Below are 15,132 nucleotides of genomic sequence, written 5' to 3' on the forward strand. Positions count from 1 at the left end.
ACACTGTGTGTTCTGTTTAGTAAACAGACAATCAGTATAACGCGCATGGTTTTCCAGTGCAATAACAATTGTTGGATGTGAGGTCTGAGGGACGACTAATCCTCTTTCTTGTTACGGCCAGCCATTTGCTGCCATACCGTTCCAGCAGCCTGTTCGCCCGATTCGATCCGCTCCAGAGCCATCTTGGCTTGTAGGCTGACTTCAAATTCGGGATCATCGGCTGCAACTCGCAAGGCTTGTTCTGCTTCTTCTGTTCCGACTTCATATAGAAAACGTGCTGCACGCCAGCGTACAAGTTTACTTTTATCGGATAACGTTGCTGTCATGGCTGGAGTGGCGGCAGGGTCACCGATATCAGACAAAGTATCCCCGGCAGTCCGACGTACCGCAGGAGAACTGTCCTGCAGTGCTTCATAGAGCAATTCCATCGCTTCCGGTGTACGAATGTCACCGAGGTATACTACAGCCAAGCGGCGAATCTGCATTTTGTTGTCATGCAGGGCATGGGCTACAAGGGGCAGTCTTTCGGCCGTAGGCTCCATGCCGTCAAATGCCGCATAGCGAACATTCCAGTCCTCGCTTCGAAGAGCCTCTTCAAGTTCGGCTCCATCCAATTCACGACGGCGCTCAACGAACTCTTCTGCTTTGGTACCATGTTCAATGGCCTGTTTGATGACCTGTTCCAGTCGTTCTGGCGGGTAAGCAGCTTCCAATTCCTGCTCGACTTCACGAGCAATATCAGGCAATTCACCATATCGAACGCCGTAATCGCTCAGTTTGCGTTCTTTGATCATCGTCGCACTGGCGACTTCTGTCACGGCTTTCACAAAACGGTCCGACAACGAGATTCGTTCTTCCTTGACCCCGGCTTTGACCCTGATTTGCATCGGTACGCCTCGGAAAAATTGTACGAATACCTGTGCTTCTCCGAAGTGCTCGCCTGAGGCATCTTCGGATTCAATCCAGTCCAGATCAATGCCTTGCTGTCCCAGACGATTTTGGACTTCGCCCAAAATGACGGACCAGTCTGCATTCCCTTTACGGTCAAGCGCCACAAAGTCGGTCGTGTGGAACACACTCTTTACGCCAGGAATATGAAGCATCTGGCGTATGAACGCCGGAGCGGATCGTTCGTTGTCCAGTGTATATGTTTTGCGAATTCCGTCCTCCAGACGTTCATCGAGATGCAGCATCATCGTATTTGGACTCGGTGTTGGTTCAATGGAAACAATATTCATCAGTGTAACCTCCTATAGTACCAGATTCATCCTTCACTTCCCGTAAATTAAATCACACGGGTATTTCTCTATTTTACATCAATGTGTGGAATCTGCGAAATCATCCAGAAACAAAGTGTACGAGACTGACACTTTGTGTGAAGAAGTACGAAATTTGTTAACACTTCTTTCATGTTCACGCACAAACATTTTTAAACGAAAATTGGCACAATAATAAGAAGAAACAACTGGAGGTTATACCTATGGAACCCATTACCGTGCTTTCGGATGGAAAACGTCGTATTGCATATGAAAATATTATTCAATTATTCAGGGAGTGGATGGCTGATGCACCATCCGGTTCAGTGATAGAAACACATCGGGGAAGTTGGGAAAACTCCCGTTATTGTATTGTTGATTATCAGATCGCCGAAGAAGCGGTGTCAGCGGCGAATGCTATTCGGGCTTTTATGCCGCAGATTCCACTACTGGTCATTACCGATTTCAAATCTTTAATTCGGAAGCGTCACCTGCAACAGATTACAGGTACAGGTGAGATAAAGATGATTCTCTGGAACGAGCAAGATCCGAATCATCTGATCAAGGACATGCAGCAGTGGTTACACACTTCGGTGTATGAATCACAAATAGCCATACCGCCCATCCTATCCATGAGATAAAAGTAGGGGTATGGCCAAAGGTTTTGAACTTCAATCGTTACGATAAAATCAGATCACATATTTATAGCCTGTTCCCCAAACGGTCTTGATATAACGGGGATTCTTGGGGTCAGGCTCGATTTTTTTACGCAGACTTGAGATATGAACATCAATGGTACGATCCAGATAGGCACGTTCGGAGCCTTTGATTCGATCCATCAGTTCATTGCGGGTGAACACTTTGCCTGGATTCCGGTACAATTCCTTCATAATTTCAAACTCGATATGAGTGACCTCGATTTCAACACCATCTACAAACAAAGTTCTTCTGTACTCATTCACATTCACATGTCCAGTAACCTCTGCCTGCTTGTCCTCTTTAACCGGTTTATCCTGATAGGAAATAATTGATCTGCGCAGCAATGCTTTAATTCGGGCGTCCAGCTCTTTCAGACTAAATGGCTTGCACAGGAAGTCATCCGCACCATTGTGCAATGCGCGAAGTCGATCATTCAACATGGTGCTTGCCGAGATCATCAGAATGGGCACAGTGGAATGCTGGCGGAATGCTTCTACAAGATCATTTCCATCCGTTTCAGGCAGCATTAGGTCCGTTACAACAATATCCGGTTGAAATTGCGGGAACAGTTGAAGTGCCTCACGGGCATGATGAACCCGTTCAGTGATGTATCCTTCCTCCTCAAGAAAGAAAGCAATCATGTCAGCCAGATTTTTCTCATCTTCTATAAGAAGTACTTTGATCGTCATAGGGTCACACTCCTGGTGAAAATAATATGTTAAGAAAATACTAAAAAATTACGGTGATTTGCTTAAAAATACTGCAAAAAATTTAATGTTTCTATCCCAAAATATAGGATGTGTATGTAGGTGGATAGCAGGCTTTTTGATGAACTTCAATATTTTAGCATGAATGCAGTTTGTTTGCCGAGCGATCAGAATTTCCCAAAGCTACATCAAGTACTAATTACAGTATAATGGATCAGAACGGTTTCTGGGGAAAAAAGTAGATTGTATCCGCTTTAGTTTATAGGAGGAACCAACGTTGTTGTTAAATACAGAACCAAAAATCAGCCGTGAGGGCAGTGATTTATGAATCGTTTAGATGTAAGACAGCTGCTGGAGTGGGTGGTACTTAAGCTGAGGGTACCCTGGATTGGAACCAGCATTCTGATCATTATTGGCTCACTAAGCACTATTTTTCCGCTTACTTTATTCTATGGTGTACAGTTTATGGTTGGGAGCGCAGCGGCACTCGTTGCTCTTCGTTTGCATGGGGCTATCTATGGATTTGTCACTATTACAGTTATCCATCTGCTGAATACTATCATTGTCGGCTTCGAACCGCGGAATTTAACTGTGATGATTGCGCATTTCATTGAACTGATCTGGATGCTCGGTTGGCAGCTCCGTTGGAAGAATGGCAGTCTAATCAAGGCTAATGCTGTCTTCTGGGTAGTGATGCTACTTCCGGTTATTTATTGCGGGCATTATATATTGGGCCTGAATATAGAAGATTTGAAGTATGAGTATATGTATATTGCCGTGATTGGCATGGTGAATGCCCTGATCGCGGGTATTGTGGTGGATTTCTGGATTACCACGGGTGAGCACAAATCCAAGCGTACGGGAACCATACCACTTACAAGGATTGCGTTTAAGTACGTAGTTGCCTTCGTGGTATTTGTTTCGCTCGTATTGTTATCCGCAGATAGCCGCAGACAATTGAGTCAGATGAATGATGCCATTTTACGTGATATGAAACATGCCGCGAATGCCGTTGTTCAGGATCTAGACGAACAGTATGTTACCTCGGAGAATATGGATCAGAATATGGCACGTTATCACCATCTATTGGGTGTGAATGTGATTCTGCTGGATCGGAATGATACAGTCGTGGCTTCTGGTTTGAATACACTTCAGACTGGCGAGTACTTGGATATGGACCAATTCCGTCTTCTAAAGTCGAGGGATAATCTGATTCTGTTAAGCTCCGATAATATCCATTACAGTGATGTATTGAATCACTGGAAAGAGGCATCTTTCATCTATGAAGCGGAGATGACAGATGTAACACCTTATCGGGTATTCATTGAGAACAACTCGACCAAGTATTATCCCCGAATAGAATCGATCTACCTGTCCACATTGCAATCCCTGTTCGTCATCATCGTTGCTTCCATGATTGTGGCGGCTCCTCTGAGCAGTAAGGTCGTTAGCCCGCTGTTAAGACTAACCAGGATGACAGGTTCTCTTCCGAGATTGTTATTTCGCAATGGGAAGATGGAATGGCCAACGAGCCATGTAACCGAAGTGCAGATTCTTATTGGTAATTTGCGCAAAATGGCTGATGTGCTGCTGGAACAGTTCGAACAGATCCGACTGGACAAGTTAACGCTAGAGGATAGGGTCATCGAGCGGACCAAGGAACTCAAGAATAGTGAAGAAGTCAAACGTGCAATTATTGAATCGTCGATTGATGCGATTATCGCTGTGGACTCCAATGGGATCATCGTTGAGTTTAACCCGGAGGCCGAAAGAATGTTTGGATTGCTTCGGGAAGAAGTGATTCTCATGAAGGAAGCACCGTCTCTTTTTCAAGGGGCCAGTTGTATGGAGATTAAGAAATTGCTGGAGCGATTCGAATATGTTGAAGGTAAGAGATACACGACCGTAGATGAAATTTCAGGTATTCGCCAAGACGGTTCCGTATTTCCAATTGAGTACAAAATTGTTGAAATTCAGCTTGGCAAAAATGAGACGTTGTATAACCTGTTTATTAAGGATATTACAGAGCGAACCAGAGCAGAAGAAGATCGTGTGCGGCATGCCCTTGCACTGGAGCAGCTCAATTCGGAGTTGTTCAATGAAAAGATTGCTATTCAGGAACAGCGGGATATCAGTGAGCAATTTATAGAGTCTGTTCGGGAAGGTCTTGTCATGTCTGATCGACTAGGCAACATAACCATCGTCAACCGAAGGATAGAAGAGATGTTTGGTCTGGGTGATTTCCTAGGCAGATCCATTGAAGATTTGGCGCAGGCCATTGATACGATGGTATTGACGGATAACTTCAATCTGTCGGAACAGACGAGGGCATTCCTAAATGGTGAAACGGCGTTTATTGAGACCGAATTTATATTCAACAATGTAGAGAAAAGTGTATTTTCCTTGTATATGAAACAGATGGATGTCCCGGGTAAAAATCATGGATTCCTGCTAGTATTCCGTGACCGGACAGGAGAAGAGCGGTTGGATCGGATGAAAAATGAGCTGATCAGCGTAGTATCCCATGAGCTTCGAACACCTGTAGCCACCATTATGGGATATGTGGAACTCATGATGATGTATGACCTTCCGGCAGCTCAACAGCAGGAATTCATGCAGACCATCTCATCAGAGGGCAAGCGGCTGAGCAGTTTGCTGGATGATGTGCTTGATATTCAGCGGCTTGACAACGAAGGTATGACCTACCATATGACCTATGTACCGCTGGTTGAACTGGTAGAGGGGGTAGTTGATCAGTGGAATATGAAGTCTGTCCAACGAATCCATGTTCATACGTTTAATGGGGACTTTTTTGCTTATGCTGACCAGAACAGGATGGTTCAGGTTCTTCATAATCTGGTGGGTAATGCGGTCAAGTACTCACCGGGAGCCGACCGCATTGATGTTACGTTATGGGAAGAAGAGGAATGGTTATGTATCGATGTACGTGATTACGGAATAGGTATTGACGAGAAAGAAAAGGACATGCTGTTCAACAAATTCTATCGTGTGGATAATTCGGATCATCGGCAGATTGGTGGAACAGGAATCGGATTGTACATTTCCCGCAAAATTGTAGAGGATCACAACGGTACACTGACCTTTATATCTGCACCGGACAAAGGAAGCACGTTCAAGGTTCGACTGCCCAAGCAGGATGTGTTGCTCTAAACATAATGATTAAGAAGTAAGAACATGTTTTACTTTTTCTAGCACAACGGTTATCAGATCTATTTGATAAAGTCTTTACCTTTCGGCACGCAAGCGTGATGAGAGATAAAGGCTTTTTTTGTTTTTTCAATGTCCCGGATAAAAAAACCTATTCTTTTGCACACTGTATATAGAGCCATAATTTTCATCCCATGCCAAAGGAGGACGGCAGCTATATGTTCCGTAAACAAGAGAAAACACTCATCATCGTCTGTCTGGTCGCAGCTGTGGTTGTACTGTATGCCGTGGTGAAAAGCATCATTCGAATCATGAGTTATTGAGATACACGTTCAAGCAGAGTGATCTGCTGTCGTACATAAACGATTATGTGAAAGAGGAGTGTAACCATGTCATCCCTGGATCCTGTTTTGCTCAGCCGTATACTGACCGGTCTTACCCTGTTTGTACACATCATTTTTGCCTCCATCGGTGTAGGTGTTCCCCTCATGATTGCCTTGGCCGAGTGGCGAGGACTGCGAACCAATGATATACATTACACCCTGTTGGCACGCCGTTGGGCGCGAGGTTTTGTCATCACCGTTGCCGTTGGCGTCGTTACAGGTACCTCAATCGGATTACAGCTCAGCCTGCTGTGGCCGATGTTTATGCGGGTCGCGGGACAGGCGATAGCTCTGCCGCTGTTTATGGAGACGTTTGCCTTTTTTATCGAGGCGATCTTTCTTGGGATTTACCTCTATACGTGGGATCGTTTCAAAAAGAAATATACGCATATGCTGCTGTTGATTCCGGTAGCTCTCGGCTCATCTGCATCTGCGATATTCATTACAACGGTAAATTCCTTCATGAACCAGCCTCAGGGATTCACCCTGATTAATGGCATCATGAAGGATATCCATCCAATTGCTGCGATGTTGAATCCGGCAACGCCAACTAAAGTGTCCCATGTACTTGCCTCCTCATACACCCTGAGTGCAGGTATTCTTGCGGGGATCGCTGCCTTCAGTTTGCTCCGGGGACGAGACCATGTGTATTACAAAAAAGCACTGAAACTCACGACGGTGTCTGCGCTCGTATTTGCGATCAGCACCGTCATGATTGGAGACTCCTCCGGTAAATTTCTGGCGAAGTATCAGCCGGAGAAGCTGGCTGCCGCAGAATGGCATTTCAAAACAATGAAGAAGGCACCGCTCCTCTATGGCGGAATTCTGGATGAGAATAATGAAGTGAAATATGCCATTGAGATTCCGTATGCTCTTAGCATTTTGGCAGGTAATCGTCCAGATACGGAAGTGAAAGGTCTTGAAGAATATCCTGCGGATCTGAGGCCACCACTGTCTATTCACTATATGTTCGATCTGAAGGTCACAACCGGCGTGATCATCCTGATGATTCCTGTGCTCTATGTACTGCGTCGATGGTTGCCAGGTCGTAAGCCGTATCCCAAATGGCTGCTGCTCGGCATTGTCTTGCTGGGACCTCTCGCCATGATTGCCATTGAGCTGGGGTGGATGTTCGCCGAAGTTGGCAGGCAGCCTTGGATTTTACGTGGGTATATGAAGGTGGCGGAAGCGGCTACGACGTCAACTTCGGTAGGATGGATGCTGGTGTTGTTCATCTTGCTGTATCTGATTCTGTGTTTCTCGTGCATTCGGGTGCTCAGCAAGCTGTTCCGTAATAAGGAAGCAGAGAAGGAACTGGAGACGCTGGGGCTTGAAGGAGGGATCGTGCATTGAGTTTCGAAATTGCAGGCATCGCGATACTGTGGACATTTTTATTCGGTTACTTGATCGTCGCTTCGATTGATTTCGGTGCTGGTTTTTTCAGCTTTTACAGCATCTTAACCGGTCACGAGAACAAAATTCATAACATCATTCAGCGCTACCTGTCTCCCGTGTGGGAAGTGACGAATGTGTTTCTGATCTTTTTTGTGGTCGGACTGGTCGGATTTTATCCGGACAGCGCTTTTTATTACGGGACGGCTTTGCTGGTTCCAGGTTCCCTTGCCATTGTACTGCTTGCCATCCGGGGTGTGTATTACGCTTACAATACCTATGGCAACCATGGGAAGAACAGCCGGATCTACATGGCATTGTACGGAGCGACGGGATTGCTGATCCCAGCGGTGTTCTCTACCATTTTGGCGATATCCGAAGGTGAGATCATTGAGCAGATGGGCGATCAGGTGTTTTTTCGATGGCGTGAATTTTTGACGAATCCCTATACCTGGTCGGTTGTTTTGCTTGCTCTGGTTAGTGTGCTGTATATCTCGGCGATGTTTCTTACCTACTATGCGAAGCGGGCGGCGGATGAGCCTGCCTTTGAGGTGCTTCGAGAGTATGCGCTGCTCTGGAGCTTGCCCACTATTTTCGCGAGCTTTCTGGCTTTTCTGCAGATTAACAAACAGAATCCCGCACACTTTGAGCAGATGGTGAATATTTCATGGATGTTCATTGCTTCGTTTATATGTTTTGTCATTGCGGTGTCGCTGGTATGGAAACGCAAATATCTGGGCTGGTGTTTTATCGCTGTCATGCTTCAGTTTGCCTTTGCCTGGTATGGTTATGGACGATCTCACTTGCCGTATATCCTATATCCTTACATTAATATTTACGACAGTTTTACGAATCGTACGATGGGGATTGCGCTGATTACGGCGTTCAGCTTGGGGCTGCTCGTGCTGATTCCTTCGCTTGTGCTGATTATGAAGCTGTTCCTGTTTGATGCCAATTATGTACGCGGTAATTCTGGTAAAAAGAAAGGATGAGTCTGTTCATGCTGCTGAACATGTTCTTACTCATGTCTCCCTTGCTGCATTCACTATCTACTGAGGGAGTCACGGGGATACCTGGTATAACCGGATTGAGCTTTTTTGAGACATTCACCATTATGTACGCCCCACCACTCATTATTGTGGCTGCGATTGCCTTTCTGTTCGTGTATCTGGCCGTATGCAAAAATCCGCAGGATTGATTGGCTGGTACGTGCATTCCCATTTGGGGTAATCTGTTGTTAAGAAATAGGAAGGGAGGAGGGCCCTTTCATGCCTAAAATCCGTTATAACAACATTGATAATGTAAGTACGGACAAAACGCTGAAGGAATTCAAGCAATGGAGGGAGCAACGGCGCAACAAAGTGAAGGACTATTCCTACACCGTGCCCAAACACCCACCTGAACTGGATTATCTGCATGCCAACCGGGATGACACGAGTATTACCTGGATTGGTCACTCCACGTTTTTCATTCAATATTATGGATTGAACATCGTGACTGACCCGGTGTGGGCCGAAAAAATGGGATTTCAACGAAGGCTCGGTGCCCCCGGCATTCCGATTCAGGACATTCCACCTTTGGATGTCATTCTAATATCCCATTCCCACTATGATCATCTGCATCTGGCTTCCTTGCGTAAGCTGATTACAGCCAAGACGTTGCTGATCGTACCCGATGGTCTGAAGCGCAAAATGATCCGAAAAGGATTCCATCGATGCCAGGAGATGAAATGGTGGGATCATATGACACTTGGCGGAGTCAAAATAACTTTTGTTCCGGCACAGCACTGGACGCGCCGAACGCTGTTCGACACCAATACATCCCATTGGGGCGGTTATGTGTTGGAACCGAATCATCCGGCGACGACTTCAGCAGCGGAAAGTGCTGCAACAGCGAGTGGTCAGGATGAATCATCAACGGAATCAGGGAAGAACGAAAAAGCCAAAGCATCTGACGGCCCGCCTGTGTTGTATTTTGTGGGTGATACAGGTTACTTCCAGGGATTCAAAACGATTGGAGAGCGCTTTGACATCGGTGTTACCCTGATGCCTATCGGTGCCTACGATCCGGAATGGTTCATGACTTCTCAGCATGTGACACCTGAAGAAGCGTTGCAAGGATTCGTTGAATCCGGTTCCCAGCTCATGGTGCCGATGCATTACGGCACATTTAAGCTGGCGGATGATACGCCCAAGGAAGCATTGGATCGGCTGGAAGTCGAACGTGAGCGGCTTGGCATCGGTAAAGAGCGAATTCGGGTGTTGGGTCATGGCGAAACGCTTCGTATTCACCACGAAAATGGTAAACAGGACTAACAAAAGTGATCCAAATATGTTAATGTAGGGGTATACCCGCATGAACAGTATATTTACCAAATCTTTAATAAGTAAAAAGCGGCCAATTTTCGAATTTGCCGCTTTTTTGTGTTATAATATGGTGCCAGAATAGGCATCGGGATATTGAATCCATGATTTACGCAACTTGCTATTCATGCAGTATGCAGATTAACCAATAAAGGATGGTATGCTTAATGATCAGTACAAGCGGCATCACGCTCCGCTACGGAAAACGTGCACTTTTTGAAGATGTAAATATCAAATTCACGCCAGGAAACTGTTACGGCCTGATCGGCGCCAACGGAGCCGGCAAATCAACATTCTTGAAAATTTTGTCCGGTGAAATTGAATCAAACTCGGGAGAGGTGCACATCACCCCGGGCGAACGTATGGCCGTTTTGAAGCAAAACCACTTTGAATATGACGAGTATCCGGTTCTCGAAACCGTAATTATGGGCCATAGTCGTCTCTATGCCATTATGAAAGAAAAAGATACGCTGTATGCCAAAGCGGATTTCACTGAAGAAGATGGCCTGCGTGCAGGTGAGCTTGAAGGTGAATTTGCCGAGTTGAACGGCTGGGATGCTGAGCCGGATGCAGCAGCACTCCTGATCGGTCTGGGTATCGACCGTGACATGCACGATAAGAAAATGAATGAACTGAGTGGTAACGAAAAAGTTCGTGTCCTGCTTGCTCAAGCATTGTTTGGTCGTCCAAACAACCTGTTGCTCGATGAGCCTACCAACCACTTGGATCTCGAATCCATTCAATGGCTTGAGAACTTCTTGATGGACTATGAAGGTACAGTTATTGTGGTATCCCATGACCGTCACTTCCTGAACAAAGTATGTACGCACATTGCGGATATTGACTTTGGTAAAATCCAGCTGTACGTAGGTAACTATGACTTCTGGTACGAGTCCAGCCAATTGGCACTTGCATTGCAACGTGATGCCAACAAGAAAAAAGAAGAGAAGATTAAAGAGCTTCAAGCCTTTATTCAACGTTTCTCGGCGAATGCCTCGAAATCAAAGCAGGCGACTTCCCGGAAGAAACAACTCGACAAAATTACGCTGGATGACCTTCGTCCATCGAACCGTAAATATCCGTTTATCAACTTCAAACCTGAGCGTGAAGCCGGTAAACAATTGTTGACCGTAGATCGCATCAGCAAATCCATTGATGGTGTAAACATGCTGAATGATATCAGCTTTGTCGTGAACAAAGGGGATAAAATCGCATTTGTTGGCCCGAACGGGAATGCTAAGTCACTGTTGTTTGATATTCTTATGGGTGAAACGGAATTGGATAGCGGCGAATACACTTGGGGCGTAACAACAACTCAAGCTTATTTCCCGAAAGACAACTCCAAGTATTTTGACGGTGTAGACATGACTCTCGTGGATTGGCTCCGTCAATATTCCAAAGATCAGGATGAAACGTATCTGCGTGGATTCTTGGGACGTATGCTGTTCTCTGGTGAGGAATCCTTGAAAAAGGCAAGTGTACTCTCCGGGGGCGAGAAAGTTCGCTGTATGCTGGCGAAAATGATGCAGACTGGTGCTAACGCATTGATTCTGGATGAGCCTACGAACCACTTGGATCTCGAATCCATTACAGCGCTGAACAATGGCATGATTGATTTTGATGGCACAATGCTGTTTACATCCCATGACCATCAGTTCATCCAAACGATTGCTAACCGGATTATCGAAATTACGCCGAATGGCATCATTGATCGCCAAATGAGCTATGACGAATATCTGGAAAGTGATGAAATCAAAGAACTGCGTAATAAAATGTATCCGGTAGAAGCTTAAAATAAGTCTGATCTACAGGTACATTATGTACAGGAACACAAAAGAACCGCAAGCCTCTCTGAAGAGGGCTTGCGGTTCTTTTTGCAATCCAATGGCTTTCTCTGAGGCTCTAAGACCTAAGATCCACCAGTACGGCGACGTTGGTTGTTAGGTTTCTTGTTGTTTTGACTCTTCATCGCTTTAGGTCCGCCTTCAAAGTAGGCGCTGGATTGGTTACCGGAATTTGCTTGTTCTTTCTTTTGCGCCAGCTTCTGGCGTATAGCATCCTGCAAACTGACCTTTTTCGGTTCGTTATTTTCGCTCATCGTTATTTCCCTCCCGGTCTTACAGTAAGCCGTCCAGATTGGACGGGATGTACCTATTTTATACGTTTTACAAAAGCCCCACAAGGGCAACCTGATAAAATGCTCAAATCCTTTGATTTGAGCCAGGCCAACATTCTTTCTCATCGCCTACAGCCCTGCCGTCTGGCAACTTTGTTTCGGCTTGCCTACAGCAATGCAGCCTGGCAACACTGTTTCTGTAGACCCACACGCTCCGCATTTGGTAACATGGAAAAACCGTAATACGAAACGTTAAAGGAGTGTCGCCCGGTTTGAACGCTTATGAAGAAATACGAAAAGGGGAGCGAGGGGCTTGGGTTAGCATCGTAGCCTATCTCGTCTTGTCCGCCTTTAAGCTGATCTGTGGATATTTATTTGCTTCCAGCGCATTGTTGGCGGATGGTTTTAATAACCTTACGGACATTGTGGCGTCCGTTGCTGTACTGATCGGGCTTCGGATCTCCCAGAAGCCACCTGATTCGGATCATGCTTATGGTCATTTTAGAGCGGAAACTGTTGCTGCCTTGGTAGCTTCATTTATTATGGCTATGGTTGGTCTGCAAGTATTGGTTGAAGCCGTTCGTTCTTGGTATGAAGGCGCCTTTGTTGCTCCGAATCTGTGGGCGGCAGCGGTGGCTGTGGTCTGTGCGGTCGTGATGTTAGGCGTATATCGTTACAATCACCGACTGGCTAAACAAATTAACAGTCAGGCACTGATGGCTGCGGCCAAAGATAATCGTTCGGATGCATGGGTCAGTATAGGCGCTGCAGTTGGGATTATAGGTGCGCAGTTCGGACTTCCTTGGCTGGATAAAGTAGCTGCGATTGCTGTAGGATTGTTGATCTGCAAGACGGCTTGGGAGATTTTCCGTGATTCAACTCATCGTCTTACGGATGGATTTGATCAGAAGGAACTGACGGATCTTAGATCCTCCGTGGCTCGGGTTCCCGGCGTTGAGATGATCAAGGATGTGAAGGCACGTGTGCATGGCAGTCATGTACTTGTGGATGTGGTGATTGAAGTGGACGGAGGCCTAAGCCTGATAGAAGGCCATCAGATCTGTGACCGAGTGGAAGAGCGGTTGAAGCGATCGCATAACATCATGCATGTGCATGTACATGTGGAACCGAAGATGGATGAGGTCACGGGAAACCCTTGAACAGGGCGTGAACATGTTGGAAAATCAAAAGAGGACAGCCGCATAATGCGCGCTGTCCTCTTTACTTATCGTTAGAACGATTATACGATATTATTGAATGGCAACGTGGATCCACGCTTTGCCTTTCCACGTGTATACTTGCACCCACTCGCCACCGTCGAATCCGTCAACGACTTCACCTGTTGTGTCGATGACTTGGGAGCTCAGTGCACCGATTGGTTTACCGTTAGGTGCATCATAGAACCAAGTGCGCTCAAGCAAGTTCAGCAACATCGTCGGTACCAGTACTTCATCGCCTGGTTTTACAACTGGTTCGTCAAACAACTTATCTGTTGTAGGAGACGGATTATTACCATTAGTACTGTAGGTAGCACCTGTTACTGTCTCAGTAGTACCTTCCACTGTTTCAACAGCAGGTTTGTTCACTTCAACAGCCGGAGTTGTTGTCGTTGTAGCTTCTGTTCCTGTTTCCGGAGTCACTGTTCCAGTAACCGCTTCCTCAGCACCAGCAGCGGCAGCCATCGAACCCATCAACGTTAATGCAGCGGCAAAACTTACGATTTTTTTCATTTGTAATTCCTCCTCGGTTTGTTATGTAATTTGTTGTCCTGTGTTAAAAGTAACCAAGCGAGCTACCCTATGAATCACAAATTATAACAATATTTTCTTGCATTCTCCAGTGTCAACTGGCGCATATGTGGGTATATAGCAAGCCTGTAAATATCATACTTCGGTGGGATAAAACCGGGTTGGCTATCTCAAAAAAGTCCTGTTTTTAGCGATTCAGTGGGCGAGCGGATTGGAATAAAGCGGGAGGGAGTGCAATACATAATATAGAAAAGTTGACCTATGCCTGAACGCACAAAAGCCAATCGGCTTGGTAGCACGATCGGCTTTTGTATGTATTCCTTATTCAGCATTCAGTCATAACAGAGACTGAGGTTATCGCATTCGGCTGCGTCCCGTAATAAGGGAGATTACGAACAGTACTACAAAGATGAAGAAGAGTACTTTAGCGATTGAAGCAGCTGCTTCAACAATACCGAAGAATCCGAAAATACCTGCTACCAGTGCAATAATTAGAAATAATACAGACCATTTCAACATGAGGTTTCATCCTTTCGTTTACTTTATTGTGGAGTGAGTTGTGTTCACCTCACCGCCTTGTGTAGTCTAACTTTAACCGGGGGTTATCCGGTTGAAACATTGGTTTTTTTTCCAAACGCGGGCATAGTTGAAGTAAACTGTTATTTTGTTTCGTCCGGGAAATCGCCGGGTAACTATAGCAATAACAAACTGATGCACATATGGAAAGAGAGGTTCTTCTATGATCTATCAAATTAGCGTGGCCCTGATTGCAGTGGCATTTGCAGTACTGGTTTTCTTTTTAATTCGTACTTTGAAATCCGCCCAAGGTTCTTTGGACAATGTCTCACAGACATTGCAGGAGGTACAGAAGACCATTGATGAACTTAGTTATGAAGTGAAGCAGACGGTAAGACACGCCAATGATATTACGGTGGATGTACAGCACAAAATGAAAAAAATCGATCCTGTTATGGAATCTGTTGAGAATCTGGGAGAAGTGTTGAATGAAGTGACGGCAGCAGCCAAACAAGTCTCCACGACGCTGATGGCGAAATTTCAGACCAAACGTAACAACACTGAACAGACCAAGCATGCTGAAGAGGTTCATGTAACTGCACCGCCTGCTACATCAACGGATCGTACTCTGCAATCCTATGAAGCTACATATAATGGTGATGCTAAGGACGGGAAAAACTGGATGAAGTATATTGATGTTGCAGCGAATGTATGGCAACGGATGCGTAAATAACATGATCGCTTTGTAATCCAAAAAGAAACCTTCAGAGCGGTGATGAACCTG

General features: G+C 45.7%; 14 protein-coding genes. 9 read left to right on the forward strand and 5 right to left on the reverse strand.

Translation table 11 applies throughout. The features are described 5' to 3' along the window. Positions 1-95 precede the first annotated feature (95 nt). Positions 96-1,238 carry a virulence factor gene (locus PAHA3_RS19865; protein ID WP_062836452.1) on the reverse strand — a complete coding sequence of 381 codons (1,143 nt, stop codon included), beginning with the start codon at positions 1,236-1,238 and terminating at the stop codon, positions 96-98. A gap of 242 nt (positions 1,239-1,480) precedes the next feature. Between PAHA3_RS19865 and PAHA3_RS19870 the strand changes: the two genes are divergently transcribed. Then, positions 1,481-1,897: a hypothetical protein gene (locus PAHA3_RS19870; RefSeq protein ID WP_062836453.1), complete on the forward strand. Its 417-nt coding sequence runs from the start codon at positions 1,481-1,483 to the stop codon at positions 1,895-1,897. A gap of 48 nt (positions 1,898-1,945) precedes the next feature. On the opposite strand, the gene PAHA3_RS19875 is transcribed toward PAHA3_RS19870, so the two are convergent. Next, on the reverse strand, positions 1,946-2,644 hold the full coding sequence (locus PAHA3_RS19875) for a response regulator transcription factor (RefSeq protein ID WP_062836454.1): 699 nt from the start codon (positions 2,642-2,644) through the stop codon (positions 1,946-1,948). 342 nt (positions 2,645-2,986) lie between these two features. Between PAHA3_RS19875 and PAHA3_RS19880 the strand changes: the two genes are divergently transcribed. The 6 genes from PAHA3_RS19880 to PAHA3_RS19905 all read left to right on the forward strand — a co-directional run bounded on the left by PAHA3_RS19880 (position 2,987) and on the right by PAHA3_RS19905 (position 11,761). Next, positions 2,987-5,833, forward strand: a complete 2,847-nt coding sequence (locus tag PAHA3_RS19880; RefSeq protein ID WP_062836455.1) for a PAS domain-containing sensor histidine kinase — start codon at positions 2,987-2,989, stop codon at positions 5,831-5,833. Between the two features lie 386 nt (positions 5,834-6,219). Next, a complete protein-coding gene (locus tag PAHA3_RS19885; RefSeq protein ID WP_062836456.1) occupies positions 6,220-7,566 on the forward strand; it encodes a cytochrome ubiquinol oxidase subunit I in 1,347 nt (448 codons plus the stop codon). Next, positions 7,563-8,597 carry a cytochrome d ubiquinol oxidase subunit II gene (locus tag PAHA3_RS19890; RefSeq protein ID WP_062836457.1) on the forward strand — a complete coding sequence of 345 codons (1,035 nt, stop codon included), beginning with the start codon at positions 7,563-7,565 and terminating at the stop codon, positions 8,595-8,597. The genes PAHA3_RS19885 and PAHA3_RS19890 overlap by 4 nt, the downstream gene beginning before the upstream one ends. Positions 8,598-8,605: 8 nt before the next feature. Then, positions 8,606-8,803, forward strand: a complete 198-nt coding sequence (cydS, locus tag PAHA3_RS19895; RefSeq protein ID WP_062836458.1) for a cytochrome bd oxidase small subunit CydS — start codon at positions 8,606-8,608, stop codon at positions 8,801-8,803. Between the two features lie 70 nt (positions 8,804-8,873). After that, a complete protein-coding gene (locus PAHA3_RS19900; RefSeq protein ID WP_062836459.1) occupies positions 8,874-9,920 on the forward strand; it encodes an MBL fold metallo-hydrolase in 1,047 nt (348 codons plus the stop codon). 215 nt (positions 9,921-10,135) lie between these two features. Beyond that, a complete protein-coding gene (locus PAHA3_RS19905; RefSeq protein ID WP_062836460.1) occupies positions 10,136-11,761 on the forward strand; it encodes an ABC-F family ATP-binding cassette domain-containing protein in 1,626 nt (541 codons plus the stop codon). Between the two features lie 116 nt (positions 11,762-11,877). On the opposite strand, the gene PAHA3_RS19910 is transcribed toward PAHA3_RS19905, so the two are convergent. Then, positions 11,878-12,066: a hypothetical protein gene (locus PAHA3_RS19910; RefSeq protein ID WP_017692261.1), complete on the reverse strand. Its 189-nt coding sequence runs from the start codon at positions 12,064-12,066 to the stop codon at positions 11,878-11,880. A 290-nt stretch (positions 12,067-12,356) separates the two neighbouring features. Between PAHA3_RS19910 and PAHA3_RS19915 the strand changes: the two genes are divergently transcribed. After that, on the forward strand, positions 12,357-13,244 hold the full coding sequence (locus tag PAHA3_RS19915; protein WP_062836461.1) for a cation diffusion facilitator family transporter: 888 nt from the start codon (positions 12,357-12,359) through the stop codon (positions 13,242-13,244). Between the two features lie 90 nt (positions 13,245-13,334). Here PAHA3_RS19915 and PAHA3_RS19920 read toward each other — a convergent pair whose 3' ends face one another. Both PAHA3_RS19920 and PAHA3_RS29960 read right to left on the reverse strand, forming a co-directional pair. Next, positions 13,335-13,814 (reverse strand): hypothetical protein, encoded by a 480-nt coding sequence (locus PAHA3_RS19920; protein WP_062836462.1) that lies wholly within the window; start codon positions 13,812-13,814, stop codon positions 13,335-13,337. A 372-nt stretch (positions 13,815-14,186) separates the two neighbouring features. Continuing rightward, positions 14,187-14,351: a DUF1328 domain-containing protein gene (locus PAHA3_RS29960; RefSeq protein ID WP_017692264.1), complete on the reverse strand. Its 165-nt coding sequence runs from the start codon at positions 14,349-14,351 to the stop codon at positions 14,187-14,189. Positions 14,352-14,571: 220 nt separating this feature from the next. Here PAHA3_RS29960 and PAHA3_RS19925 point away from each other — a divergent pair, with 220 nt between their 5' ends. Further along, positions 14,572-15,081 carry a DUF948 domain-containing protein gene (locus PAHA3_RS19925; protein ID WP_062836463.1) on the forward strand — a complete coding sequence of 170 codons (510 nt, stop codon included), beginning with the start codon at positions 14,572-14,574 and terminating at the stop codon, positions 15,079-15,081. The last annotated feature ends 51 nt before the right edge of the window (positions 15,082-15,132 follow it).

The organism is Paenibacillus amylolyticus, assembly GCF_001570725.1.
GTDB lineage: Bacteria > Bacillota > Bacilli > Paenibacillales > Paenibacillaceae > Paenibacillus > Paenibacillus amylolyticus_A.

What these genes read in the sequence shown, in the direction of transcription:
- PAHA3_RS19865 (WP_062836452.1), bottom strand. Translation starts at nt 1,238, where the DNA reads ATGAATATTGTTTCCATTGAACCAACACCGAGTCCAAATACGATGATG.
- PAHA3_RS19870 (WP_062836453.1), top strand. Translation starts at nt 1,481, where the DNA reads ATGGAACCCATTACCGTGCTTTCGGATGGAAAACGTCGTATTGCATAT.
- PAHA3_RS19875 (WP_062836454.1), bottom strand. Translation starts at nt 2,644, where the DNA reads ATGACGATCAAAGTACTTCTTATAGAAGATGAGAAAAATCTGGCTGAC.
- PAHA3_RS19880 (WP_062836455.1), top strand. Translation starts at nt 2,987, where the DNA reads ATGAATCGTTTAGATGTAAGACAGCTGCTGGAGTGGGTGGTACTTAAG.
- PAHA3_RS19885 (WP_062836456.1), top strand. Translation starts at nt 6,220, where the DNA reads ATGTCATCCCTGGATCCTGTTTTGCTCAGCCGTATACTGACCGGTCTT.
- cydS (WP_062836458.1), top strand. Translation starts at nt 8,606, where the DNA reads ATGCTGCTGAACATGTTCTTACTCATGTCTCCCTTGCTGCATTCACTA.
- PAHA3_RS19900 (WP_062836459.1), top strand. Translation starts at nt 8,874, where the DNA reads ATGCCTAAAATCCGTTATAACAACATTGATAATGTAAGTACGGACAAA.
- PAHA3_RS19905 (WP_062836460.1), top strand. Translation starts at nt 10,136, where the DNA reads ATGATCAGTACAAGCGGCATCACGCTCCGCTACGGAAAACGTGCACTT.
- PAHA3_RS19910 (WP_017692261.1), bottom strand. Translation starts at nt 12,066, where the DNA reads ATGAGCGAAAATAACGAACCGAAAAAGGTCAGTTTGCAGGATGCTATA.
- PAHA3_RS19920 (WP_062836462.1), bottom strand. Translation starts at nt 13,814, where the DNA reads ATGAAAAAAATCGTAAGTTTTGCCGCTGCATTAACGTTGATGGGTTCG.
- PAHA3_RS29960 (WP_017692264.1), bottom strand. Translation starts at nt 14,351, where the DNA reads ATGTTGAAATGGTCTGTATTATTTCTAATTATTGCACTGGTAGCAGGT.
- PAHA3_RS19925 (WP_062836463.1), top strand. Translation starts at nt 14,572, where the DNA reads ATGATCTATCAAATTAGCGTGGCCCTGATTGCAGTGGCATTTGCAGTA.